The sequence below is a fragment of the Pseudomonas reactans genome, from assembly GCF_013387025.1.
GTDB classification, from domain to species: domain Bacteria; phylum Pseudomonadota; class Gammaproteobacteria; order Pseudomonadales; family Pseudomonadaceae; genus Aquipseudomonas; species Aquipseudomonas reactans.
In genome coordinates this window covers 216,985-229,230 of the sequence record NZ_JACAQP010000005.1, presented here as the reverse complement: position 1 = coordinate 229,230, position 12,246 = coordinate 216,985, and the positions used below count along the sequence as shown (strand labels likewise).

The following is a 12,246-nucleotide window of genomic DNA, read 5'->3' as shown; positions in this document are numbered from 1 at the left end:
ATCCGCCTGTAAAACACCCACAAAAAAAGGCGCGCCACCCAATGGGTGGCGCGCCTTTTTTGCGTAAACCGTCGGAAAGATCAGCTACCGGCGACAGTCATCCGCTCGATCAACACCGAACCTGTGCGAATGTTGCTACGCAGTTCCAGGTCGTTTCCGACCGCGACGATCTGTTTGAACATGTCGCGCATATTGCCGGCGATGGTCACCTCCTGGACAGCGAACTGAATCTCGCCATTTTCCACCCAGAAACCTGCAGCACCGCGGGAGTAATCACCAGTCACCATGTTCAGGCCGTGGCCCATCAACTCCGTCACCAACAGTCCACGCCCCATGCGCCGCAGCAGCGCCGCCTGGTCTTCATCACCATGGGTGACGAACAGGTTATGCACGCCACCGGAGTTGGCGGTGCTTGGCAGGCCCAGTTTGCGACCGGCGTACGTGCCCAACACGTAGGAAACCAACTCGCCGTTCTCGACGAACGGTTTGGCATAGGTCGCCAGACCATCACCGTCGAATGACGTACTGCCCATGGCGCGCATCAAGTGCGGGCGCTCGTCGATGGTCAGCCACTCCGGGAACAGCTTCTGGCCAATCGCCCCCTCCAGGAACGAGGACTTGCGGTACAAGTTGCCACCGGAAATCGCCCCCAGGAAACTGCCAAACAACCCACCGGCCAGTTCTGCCGAAAACAGCACCGGCACTTCACAGGTCGGCACCGGCCGCGCGCCCAGACGGCTCGCCGCACGCTGCGCGGCGCGCTGACCAATGCTGACCGGATCCGCCAGCAACTCACCCTGGCGGCTCACGTCGTACCAGTAATCACGCTGCATCTGGCCATCGGCTTCGGCGATCATCACGCAGCTCAAGCTATGACGGGTGGACGCATAACCCCCGATAAAACCATGGCTGTTGCCATACACGCGGCAACCCTGGTGCGTGCTCAACGTGGTGCCATCCGCGTTCTTGATGCGGGCATCGGCGTCGAACGCGGCGGCTTCGCAGATCAATGCCTTTTCGATGGCCTGCTCGGGTGTGATGTCCCAGGCATGAAACAGATCGAAATCCTTCAAGTCCTTGGCCATCAGCGCCTTGTCGGCCAGGCCTGAGCTTTCGTCTTCAGAGGTGTGCTTGGCGATTGCCAGCGCAGCCGCCACCGTCTCGCGAATCGCTTCCGGACCGCTGGCCGAGGTACTGGCCGAACCTTTGCGCTGCCCGACATACAAGGTGATACCAAAGCCTTGGTCGCGGTTGAACTCAACGGTCTCCACTTCCCGCTGGCGCACCGACGTCGACAGCCCCTGCTCCAGCGACACCGACACTTCACAGGCACTGGCCCCCTGGCGCTTGGCCTCGGCAAGGATCTGCTCGACTTGTTCCTGCAGTGCCGGTAACGCTTGCGGACCGACGCTTTGGGCTGCACTCATGGTTTTCTCCAATCAAATTCTGCTTTCGGTTAAGGCCATCGAGCGACCGGGCCGGACAAGCGGCCCCCGACTGGTTATCATGGCGGCGTTTCTTTGCGGACTGCCACCATGGTTGATTCTTACGACGACTCCCTCGATGGGGAGAAAAGCAAAACCCAGGTCAAACGTGAGCTGCATGCTCTGGTTGACCTCGGCGAGCGCCTTACAACGCTCAAAAAAGACTTGATTGCAAAACTGCCACTGACCGACGAAATGCGTCGTGCGCTGGCCGATGCGCCCAAGCACACCGCGAATATCGCGCGTAAACGGCACATCTCGTTTATCGGCAAACTCATGCGCGATCAGGACATCGACGCCATTCTGACCTTGCTCGATCAAACCGATGCCTCCACCCGCCAGTACAACGAACGCTTCCATAACCTGGAACGTTGGCGTGACCGCCTGATCTCGGGCGATGACGCCGTGCTGGAGAAATTCGTGGTGGACTACCCGGACGCGGACCGCCAGCAACTGCGTTCCCTGATCCGTCAGGCCCAGCACGAACTGGCGCATAACAAGGCGCCGGCCACCAGCCGTAAAATCTTCAAGTACATCCGTGAGCTGGACGAGACTCAACGCGGCCTGCGTTGATCCTCTTCCCCGGGTGGCGGTTTTCGCCACCCGAAGCTCCACCTTTCTTACGACCCCGTGCCACCCACGGTGATCGCATCAATCTTCAGCGTTGGCTGGCCGACACCCACCGGCACCGACTGCCCGTCTTTCCCGCAGGTGCCCACGCCGCTGTCCAGCGACAGGTCGTTACCGACCATCGACACCTTGCTCATGGCTTCCGGCCCATTACCGATCAACGTTGCGCCTTTGACCGGCGCGGTGATCTTGCCGTCTTCGATCAGGTACGCCTCGCTGGTGGAGAACACGAACTTGCCGCTGGTGATATCCACCTGGCCGCCACCGAGGTTGGCGCAGTAGATACCGCGCTTCACCGAAGCGATGATTTCGGCCGGGTCACTTTCACCACCGAGCATGTAGGTATTGGTCATGCGCGGCATCGGCAGGTGCGCATAGGATTCGCGACGGCCGTTACCGGTGCGCGCCACGCCCATCAGGCGGGCGTTGAGCTTGTCTTGCATGTAGCCCTTGAGCACGCCGTTTTCGATCAGGGTGGTGCACTCGGTCGGCGTGCCTTCGTCATCGACGCTCAGCGAGCCCCGGCGCCCAGCCAGGGTGCCATCATCGACGATGGTGCAGAGCTTGGAGGCAACCATTTCACCCATGCGCCCGCTGTAGGCTGAACTGCCCTTGCGGTTGAAGTCACCTTCCAGGCCATGGCCGACCGCTTCGTGCAGCAGCACGCCGGACCAGCCCGAGCCCAGCACCACAGGCAAAGTACCCGCCGGTGCCGGAATGGCTTCCAGATTGACCAGCGCCTGGCGCAACGCTTCACGGGCGTAACCCATGGCACGGTCGTCGGTGAGGAAATAACGGTAGTCGGTACGCCCGCCGCCACCATGACCACCCCGTTCGCGGCGACCGTTCTGTTCGACGATCACACTGACATTGAAACGCACCAACGGGCGTACATCCGCCGCCAGGCCACCATCGGTGGACGCCACCAAAATGCGCTCCCACACACCGGCCATGCTCACGGTGACCTGCTGGATGCGCGGGTCCAGCGCACGGGTGGCGGCGTCGATGCGCTTGAGCAGTTCGACCTTTTCCGCACGGCTGATCACTTCCAGGGGGTTATCGGGCGCGTACAGTTGCGCTACGTCCTGAGTGCTGAACGCCTGCACCGTGCCATTTTGCCCGGCCCGGGAGATCGAGCGCGCGGCACGCGCGGCCAGGCCCAAGGCTTCCAGGGTGATTGCGTTGCTGTAGGCAAAACCGGTTTTCTCGCCGGATTGCGCGCGCACGCCCACACCCTGGTCGAGGTTGAAACTGCCTTCCTTGACGATGCCGTCTTCCAGGGCCCAGGACTCGGAAATCTGGCCCTGGAAATACAGGTCGGCCGCGTCGATGCCCGGACCGGCCAGGTCGCCGAGTACGGTTTGCAAGCTTTCGATGGTCACGCCACCGGGTGCCAGGAGGTGATCACTGACTGAGGACAACAACTCGCTCATAGGTATGGCCTTAAATTCATCGTTCCGAAGCAGGTCGCTGTGCGCCCTGCGAGAAAAAGCGCCGATGGTTGACCACCGGCATGCGCGTCCGTATCGACGCCTGTTCACTACTATCGCGTTCGGCCAGCAACACCGCTTCGCCTTGATCCTGTTGTGTCAGCACACGCCCCCAAGGGTCGACAATCGCCGCATGACCATAGGTTTCCCGTGGCCCCGGATGCACACCGCCTTGAGCCGCCGCCAGCAGGTAACACTGGGTCTCGATGGCGCGTGCGCGAATCAGCACATCCCAATGCGCCGCGCCGGTCACCGCCGTAAACGCCGAAGGCGCGGTAATCAGCTCAGCCCCCGCCGCACGCAACTCGCTGTACAGCTCAGGGAAGCGCAGGTCGTAGCACACCGTCAGGCCCAACCGGCCAACAGGCGTGTCCGCCACCACCACATTGCCTCCAAAAGCATAGTCGTCGGATTCGCGATAACGACCACGGGCATCGGCGACATCCACATCGAACAGGTGCAGCTTGTCGTAACGGGCAACGATTTCGCCCTGATCATCCACCAGCAACGAGCAGGCATTGGACTTGGCGTTCGGCTGGTCCTTTGGCGGCAGCGGCAAAGTACCAGCCACTATCCATAAGGTGAGGTCGCGGGCGGTCTGTTTCAACCAGGGCAGTATCGGGCCCTCGCCCAGTGCTTCGGCGCGACCGATGTCGGCCACGTCGCGGCGGCCCATGGCAGCGAAGTTTTCCGGCAATACCGCCAGCTTCGCCCCGCCCACCGCAGCTTGTTCCAGCAAGCGCCGGGCTTGGGCCAGGTTGGCCAGCACATCGCTCTGGCTGACCATTTGAATTACCGCAAAGGACATGGGCCGTCTCTCCGTCATGGGCATGCGGCCATGCTACTCCACAGGCCCTCAGTTTGGCTTTTCAAATGGCTTGTCGAAGGTGATTTTCGGGTCCTTCCACGGCCCTTCGACCTTGTATTGCACACTGGCGAAACGTGAAACCCGATCACCGATCAACTTGTCGATCAGGAACAACGCACCGCCAATAGCCGGCGCACCCACGATCAGCGCTGCGATCGGCAGGTTGTTGGTCACCGGCAGGGTGACCAGCAGCTTGGCGTCGACACGGTCTGCGACCAGGTCCAGGGTGCCGTTCAACTCCAGGTTAGTCGAAGGCCCGGTCATGGTGATCGGCTCACGGGTCACGAATACTCCGTTGCTCGCCGCCAACAAACCTTTGACCCGGTCATAGCTCAAGCCCTTGCCGAGCAAGTCCGAGAAGTCCAGGCGCAGACGCCGCCCGATGGAGTTGAAGTTCAGCAGGCCAAACACCCGCAGCGCCTGTGCGCCGCCTTCCACTTCGACGAACTGGCCATTGCGGAACGCCGCATCCAGGCTGCCGGAGAATCGCTTGGGCCCGACATAGGCTGGCGAACCGGGCCAGCGACCATCCACATCCAGATGGAAATCCTGGCTGGTGACGGTAGGCGCATAACCCCACCCCTTGAGCACATCGCCGATATTCTTGCCATCCAGTCGGCCCTTGTACCAACTGCTGCTGTCACCAGCCGCCCCTTCCCAACCACCCGCCCCCTTGAGCTGCATGCCCTTGAGGCCGAGGTCCAGGTTATTGAAGGCCAGGCCTTTGGCGGTCGGGCGGATTTTCAGCGACCAGGCGCCTATCAGGTCAGGGCCCTGGAACAGTTGATCGATGGCGATATCCAGCGCAGGGATATTTTTGGGATCGACATCGGCCAAGGGGTCCGGTGCGTTTTCATCAGCCTGCACCGTCGGATCCACTGCCGGCAGCTTTACATACTGCAGGTTGACCGCAATCGGTGCGCCCTTGGCGTCCGGCAGGTTGACCGTGCCCTTGGCTTGCTGACTGTCGAGTTGCAAGCCCCAGGCCGCAGGCTTACGCGCCAATTGCAAATTGACCTGATCAAACTGGGTGCCAAAACCGGTCAGCTTACCCACCTTGAAGTCAGCGCCGCTGAGCAACTGCTTGGCGCTGCCGCCCGGATCGTTGCCCGCGTAGCGGTCAACCAGTTTCTTCCACGGGTCAATGTCGAGTTCAGACAGCACGCCGCGAATGCGCAAGCCCTTGGCTCCTGGCAACACAGCATCGCCATCACCCAGGAAAAGCTCACCGCGCCCTTCATTGAATTTGTCCGGCGGCGCCGCAAAGGTGAAGTTGGCCAGCTCGCCGTAGTCGAACCAATAACGCCGCTCGGCACCTTGCAAAGTCATGCGGAACACGCTGTCACGCCCCTGGCTCGCCGGCATGCCGAACGGAGCGGGTAAATCCACGGCCACGCCCTTCATGTTGGAGCTGACCATCAGTTGGCTATCGGCACCGTCCAGGGTCAGTTGCAACTGATAGGGGATATCGCCGGACACCGGCAACGGCTGGCTGACTTTCAACCAGTCCGTCAGCCGCTTGACCGTCACCTGGCCCTTGGCAGTCACACGCGTGCTGATATTGCCCGGCTTGCCATCGGCAACGATCTGCGCGGTGATCGGCCGGTCGAACGCTTGGGCCGTGATGTTCTGGCCACTGAGGCCCTTGGCGCTGTCAAAGCGGAAGTCGCCCTTGAGCTGAGTGAGGTCCAGAGTCGGCTCGGTCAGTTGCAGGCGCGATTTATCCGTCTTGAAGTCCACCACAATCTTAGGATCAGTGCCCTTGGCCAACGGTACATCCAGGTCAAGACTGCCCTGCAGATCGCCCTCACCTTTCCACCCGGCAAAGGTCGATGCAGTGCCGATCGGTGCTTCCTGAAGAATTTTCAAACCGTCGCCCAAACCACCGGCAAACCCGCCAGTCAGCAACAGATGACTGTCCTTGCCCGCCGGCGCGTGGGGGATATTGACGTAGACGTCCTTGACCTTGGTGTCGAGCAACTGGCCCTTGCTGGCCAGGATGCGCACGCCACTCTCCTCGACAAACACTTCGCCACTGACCTTGCTCACATGCGGCCAGCCCGGCTGGAACGCCAGTTCGGCATCATGCACCTTGAAGAACAGGCTGATATTACGTGAAGCCGGCAGCGCGTCGTGGTTCAGCGAACCCTGGTACTGGAAGAAGCCCTGGTCCACGGCGCCCTTGAGAATCGCCGTGCGCAGCCATTCATCCAACGCCGGGCTCAACACCGCCGGCAGGTATTTGGGGGTGAAACGCCCATCGCCATCGACCATGCCGACCCGCAGGTCCATGTAGTCTTCCTGGTCGTGGTCGAAATGCAAGCGAATCAGGAAGTCGGCAGCGACCTTGCCCTCCTCACCCAGCACCTTGATATACGGGGCGATCAGGGTAAAGCCTTGCTTATCGAGCTTCCACGTCAGGCGCGCATTGGCCTGGATGTACTGCCACGGCTTGGCAAAGATCGGGTCGAGGTGCAGGGAAAAGTCCTTGCTGTCCATGCGCAACTCGCCATGCCCCAAGTCACCGCTGATACTGCCGGACACGTTCCGCGCGGCGGGTGCGCCAAAGTAGGCATCAAAACCGATGCGTTCGAGGTTGGCGGCGAAGCTGACTTTTTGATCGGTGGCGTCTTGAGGGCGAAAGTCCACCAGCACATTACGCAGCAGGCCCGTGGCCTTAAGGTGCTGGATAGTCTTGGCAAAACCCTCCGGCAGCGGCGCCAAGGCATTGAGCAGCGGCGTGATCGGCGTGAGGTCCAGGCGGTCGGCCTGGAGCTTCCAGACTTCCTGATCCTTGTCGGTGGCCAGGGTTTGCTGAAGTTGCAGGCGCGATTCCCAGCGGGTTTCCCCCAGGTTCATCGCCAGCGAGTCGAACAGCACCTTGAGACCGGTATCGCTGCGTTGCAGGTAGGCGGTGAGCGCCAGGTTCTCGATATGCACAGGTTTGCGGTCGGCGTAGCTGCCTTTTACCTGCGGCGAGTTGAGGCGCACCACCGCGCTTTGCACGGTGCCTTTGGCCCAGGTCAGCCAGAACTCACCGCCAGCCTTGAATTGGGTGAGCTTCCATTGCTGGGTCAGCTTGGCCGGAATCCACTTGGCCCAGTCGCTTTGCGGCAGGCTCAGGTACGCCTGGACTTCGCCGTCCTTCCACTGGTTGGCGCGAATGCGCGTGCGCAGGTTCACCGCCAAGGGTTGGCCGTCGGGCAGCGTCAGGCGCGCATCCAGGCGTTGACGGGTGATGCCGGTGTGCAGGCTCAGGCCGACATACGTCAGGGTTACCGGCGCCTGGTCAAACGGCTGCAAGGTCACCTGACTGTCGAGCAGCGACACGCGCTTGACCTTTTGCATGTTCTTGAGCAACTGCTCAGGGTCCACGGGCTGGTCGTCTTGCACCGGCAGGCCCTGCAACGCCCATTTACCGTCCTTGTCTTCCTTGACGCTGAGCTGCAAGCCACTGACCTGCAGATGAGCAATGCGCACTTCACGGGCCATCAGGCTGGCCCACATATCCGGCACCACTTCGACCTGGTCCAGGCGCAAGGCACTGCTGCCCTCGCCCACCATCACATCGTGGGCCCGTAATACCGGCGCGAAGCCGCTCCAGCGGCCTTCAAGGCTGCCAATGTGCAACGGCATGTCCACGGCGACCTGGGCCTTGGCTTCGATCTCTGCACGGTACTCGGCCACCAGTGGCGTCAACTCACGACCCAGGCTCACATACACCGCCGCCAGTACCAGCAGCAAGGCACAGAGGCCCAGGCCCCAACGGGTCAAAGCGGCAAAAAAGCGTATCAGACGCTCCATGTCAGGCGACCCTCAAGACAGTAGTCGGACGGCAGATCAAGGTCTGCCCGTCTCGTAAAAAGAAAACGATTGGGGATCAGAGCAGCACCACGTCATATTGTTCCTGGGAATACATGGTTTCGACCTGGAAGCGTATCGTGCGGCCGATAAATCCCTCCAGTTCGGCAACGTTACCGGATTCTTCGTCCAGCAGCCGGTCGACCACTTTCTGGTTGGCGAGCACTCTGTAACCCTCGGCCTGGTAGGCCCGCGCTTCTCGCAGGATTTCGCGGAAAATCTCGTAGCAAACGGTTTCAGGGGTCTTCAATTTACCGCGGCCCTGGCAACTGCTGCACGGCTCGCACAGCACCTGCTCCAGGCTTTCGCGGGTGCGCTTGCGCGTCATTTGCACCAGGCCCAGCTCGGTGATGCCAATGATGTTGGTCTTGGCGTGGTCGCGCTCCAGCTGTTTCTCCAGGGTACGCAGCACCTGGCGCTGGTGTTCTTCATCTTCCATGTCGATGAAGTCGATGATGATGATGCCGCCCAGGTTACGCAGGCGCAGTTGGCGCGCGATCGCGGTGGCCGCTTCAAGGTTGGTCTTGAAGATGGTTTCTTCGAGATTGCGATGGCCGACGAACGCGCCGGTGTTGACGTCGATGGTGGTCATGGCTTCCGCCGGGTCCACTACCAGGTAGCCACCGGACTTGAGCGGCACCTTGCGCTCCAGGGCTTTCTGGATTTCGTCTTCGACGCCATACAGGTCGAAGATCGGTCGCTCGCCGGGATAGTGTTCCAGGCGGTCGGCAATTTCCGGCATCAGCTCGGCAACAAATTGCGTGGTGCGCTGGAAGGTTTCCCGCGAGTCGATGCGAATTTTCTCAATCTTCGGGCTGACCAGGTCGCGCAGGGTGCGCAGGGCCAGGCCGAGGTCTTCATAGATCACGCTGGGCGCGCCGATGGTCTTGATCTGGGCGCCGATCTGGTCCCACAGGCGCCGCAGGTAGCGGATGTCCATGAGAATCTCATCGGCGCCGGCGCCCTCAGCGGCGGTGCGCAGGATGAAGCCGCCCGCTTCCTTGATGCCTTCGGCCGCCACACAGTCGCTGACCACCTTTTTCAGGCGCTCGCGCTCGGCTTCGTCTTCGATCTTCAGGGAAATGCCGACATGGGCGGTGCGCGGCATGTACACCAGGTAACGCGACGGAATCGACAGTTGCGTGGTGAGGCGCGCGCCTTTGGAGCCGATGGGGTCCTTGGTGACTTGCACCACCAGGCTCTGCCCTTCGTGCACCAGGGCACTGATGCTTTCTACCGCTGGCCCTTCGCGCAGGGAAATTTCCGAAGCATGGATAAACGCGGCACGGTCCAGGCCGATGTCGACGAAGGCCGCCTGCATGCCCGGCAAAACCCGCACCACCTTGCCTTTGTAGATATTGCCGACGATCCCGCGCTTCTGGGTGCGCTCCACGTGCACTTCTTGCAGAACACCGTTCTCTACCACCGCCACGCGCGATTCCATCGGCGTGATATTGATCAGAATCTCTTCACTCATGGCTGGGTCTCGTTCAGGCGTTTTCACAATAGTGACCGATCGCTTAAGGCTGGGCGCTGGAGTACGGCGTTCAGCGCGCGGTAAGGTTTTGCCAACAGGGTATGCCGAATTGGCCGAGCAGTTGCGCGGTTTCGCACACCGGCAGGCCTACCACGGCGGAATAACTGCCATTGAGCCCTGCGACGAACACCGAGCCCAACCCTTGGATAGCATAGCCGCCCGCTTTGTCCTGGGGCTCGCCACTGTGCCAGTAGGTGGTTGCTTCCTCGACGGAAATCTCGCGAAACCGTACACGACTGCTTACACAAACAGTCTCGCAGCGCTGGCCATCGGTGAGGGCAATGGCGGTGAGCACTTCATGCTCACGCCCCGCCAGCGCCATCAACATGGCCAGGGCATCGGCCTGATCGACGGGCTTACCGAGGATTTTTCCATCGATGATTACGGCAGTGTCGGCACCCAACACACAGGCGTCGGAGGTATTTTCGAGCGCAGCAAAACCCGCCGTTGCCTTGCCACGCGCAAGGCGCTCAACATAGGAAACAGCGGATTCGTTTGTAAGAGGAGTTTCATCGATAGCGGCGCCGACCACGGTGAAAGGCACACCGATCTGGGTCAGCAGTTCACGCCGCCTCGGGGAGCCCGAGGCCAGGTAAAGCGAATTCATTGCAGACTCTCCCTGTAGGGTTCGATAACCAGGCAGAGCCTCGCAATCCATTCAATTGATTTTATAGCGACGACGCAACCCACGCAGACCGAAGCTGATCCATGGCCACAGCAAGGCACTGACCAGCGCTGGCAATACCAGCGCCAAGGTTGGCTGGCGGTTACCGGTCAAGGCGCTCAGCCATAGCTGAACCAGCTGTGCCAGGCCGAAGATCACCAGGATCACCAGGCACTGCTGCCACATCGGGAACATCCGCAGGCGCTGCTGCAACGACAGCACCAGGAAAGTGATCAGGGTCAGGATCAACGCGTTCTGGCCCAGCAAGGTGCCATAGAGCACATCCTCCGCCAAGCCCAGGAACATCGCCGTGACCATGCCGACCTTATGCGGCAGGTTCAGCGACCAGAACGCCAGCAACAGTGCCAGCCAGAGCGGGCGCAGGATTTCCATGAACTGCGGCAAGGGCGAAACGCTCAGCAGCATGCCGATAGCAAAGGTCAGCCAGACAATCCAGCCGTTGCGCGAATGAGTACTGGCCATTATTCCTCCCTCTGCCGCGTGGTTGCCGGGGCAGTTGCCGGAGGCTTGGCAGCCGGGGTCGCGGCCGGCGGTTTAGTCACGGTTGGCTTGACGGGACGCGTGTTGTGGGCTGCCGGCTTGACCGGGGTGGCTACAGGCGCTGCCGGAGCCGCCGTCGGTGCCGGTGGCCCGACGAATGCCGGCTTGGGCACGGTCGCCGGAACGATCGGCGCTGTACCGTTTTGCTTGTCTTCCGCTTCCTGGGCCTGCGCGGCATCGTTGGCGCGCTCTTCCGGCGTGCGGTTGTCGCTGAACACCAACAGCAGGTAGCGGCTGCGGTTCAGGGCGGCAGTCGGCACGGCACGCACAATGGCGAACGGCTGGCCGGAATCGTGGATCACTTCCTTCACCGTCGCCACCGGGTAGCCCGCCGGGAAACGCTGACCCAGGCCGGAACTGACCAGCAGGTCGCCTTCCTTGATGTCTGCAGTGTCCGCCACATGGCGCAGCTCCAGGCGCTCCGGGTTACCGGTACCGCTGGCAATCGCGCGCAGGCCGTTGCGGTTCACCTGCACCGGAATGCTGTGGGTGGTGTCCGTCAGCAACAATACCCGCGAGGTGTAGGGCATCAGCTCAACCACCTGGCCCATCAGGCCACGGGCGTCGAGCACCGGCTGGCCCAGGACCACACCGTCGCGCTCACCCTTGTTGATGATGATGCGATGGGTGAAGGGGTTGGGGTCCATGCCGATCAACTCGGCCACTTCGACCTTTTCGTTGACCAGCGCGGAAGAATTGAGCAACTCGCGCAGCCGAACGTTCTGCTCGGTGAGGGCCGCGAGCTTTTGCATGCGCCCCTGCAACAGCAGGTTTTCGGTCTTGAGTTTTTCGTTTTCGGCGACCAGTTCGGTGCGGCTGCCAAATTGGCTGGCCACGCCCTGGTACAGACGTTGCGGCAGGTCGGTGATCCAGTAAGTCTGCATCAACACCAGCGACATCTGGCTGCGCACGGGCTTGAGCAGTGCAAAGCGGGCATCGACCACCATCAGCGCGACCGAAAGCACGACCAGCACCAACAGGCGCACGCCCAATGAGGGGCCTTTGGCGAAAAGCGGTTTAATAAGCCGCTCCTCCCAGGCAAATGTTCTCTTTATTCATACGGCATCTAACCGGCCTGGATGCAGATTGAAGAAGATAAACGCCAACAGGCAGCACTGCAAAGTGCTGCCTGCGGGCGAAACATGGGCTAA

Annotated in this window: 9 protein-coding genes; 1 reads left to right on the top strand and 8 read right to left on the bottom strand. The window is 61.3% G+C overall.

Going from position 1 to position 12,246, the window contains the following annotated elements:
- Positions 1 to 80: 80 nt before the first annotated feature.
- Complete coding sequence (pmbA, locus tag HX793_RS05410) at positions 81 to 1,427, bottom strand: metalloprotease PmbA (protein ID WP_177094957.1); 1,347 nt, start codon at positions 1,425 to 1,427, stop codon at positions 81 to 83.
- Between the two features lie 108 nt (positions 1,428 to 1,535).
- On the opposite strand from pmbA, the gene yjgA reads away from it, so the two are divergent.
- A complete protein-coding gene (gene yjgA, locus HX793_RS05405) occupies positions 1,536 to 2,057 on the top strand; it encodes a ribosome biogenesis factor YjgA (protein ID WP_033899348.1) in 522 nt (173 codons plus the stop codon).
- Between the two features lie 47 nt (positions 2,058 to 2,104).
- Here yjgA and tldD read toward each other — a convergent pair whose 3' ends face one another.
- From tldD to mreC, 7 genes are all read right to left on the bottom strand, one after another.
- Positions 2,105 to 3,547, bottom strand: a complete 1,443-nt coding sequence (gene tldD, locus HX793_RS05400) for a metalloprotease TldD (protein ID WP_010213129.1) — start codon at positions 3,545 to 3,547, stop codon at positions 2,105 to 2,107.
- Positions 3,548 to 3,563: 16 nt separating this feature from the next.
- Positions 3,564 to 4,412 carry a carbon-nitrogen hydrolase family protein gene (locus HX793_RS05395; RefSeq protein WP_177050246.1) on the bottom strand — a complete coding sequence of 283 codons (849 nt, stop codon included), beginning with the start codon at positions 4,410 to 4,412 and terminating at the stop codon, positions 3,564 to 3,566.
- 48 nt (positions 4,413 to 4,460) lie between these two features.
- Entirely contained in the window at positions 4,461 to 8,276 is a 3,816-nt protein-coding gene (locus tag HX793_RS05390) for a YhdP family protein (protein ID WP_177094959.1), read from the bottom strand.
- Between the two features lie 76 nt (positions 8,277 to 8,352).
- Positions 8,353 to 9,810 carry a ribonuclease G gene (gene rng / locus HX793_RS05385; RefSeq protein ID WP_010213134.1) on the bottom strand — a complete coding sequence of 486 codons (1,458 nt, stop codon included), beginning with the start codon at positions 9,808 to 9,810 and terminating at the stop codon, positions 8,353 to 8,355.
- 70 nt (positions 9,811 to 9,880) lie between these two features.
- Positions 9,881 to 10,477 carry a Maf family protein gene (locus HX793_RS05380; RefSeq protein WP_177058649.1) on the bottom strand — a complete coding sequence of 199 codons (597 nt, stop codon included), beginning with the start codon at positions 10,475 to 10,477 and terminating at the stop codon, positions 9,881 to 9,883.
- A gap of 51 nt (positions 10,478 to 10,528) precedes the next feature.
- Positions 10,529 to 11,017 (bottom strand): rod shape-determining protein MreD, encoded by a 489-nt coding sequence (gene mreD / locus HX793_RS05375; protein ID WP_016976217.1) that lies wholly within the window; start codon positions 11,015 to 11,017, stop codon positions 10,529 to 10,531.
- Positions 11,017 to 12,117: a rod shape-determining protein MreC gene (gene mreC, locus HX793_RS05370; RefSeq protein WP_177050458.1), complete on the bottom strand. Its 1,101-nt coding sequence runs from the start codon at positions 12,115 to 12,117 to the stop codon at positions 11,017 to 11,019. Before mreC ends, mreD begins: the two co-directional genes overlap by 1 nt.
- Positions 12,118 to 12,246: the final 129 nt, after the last annotated feature.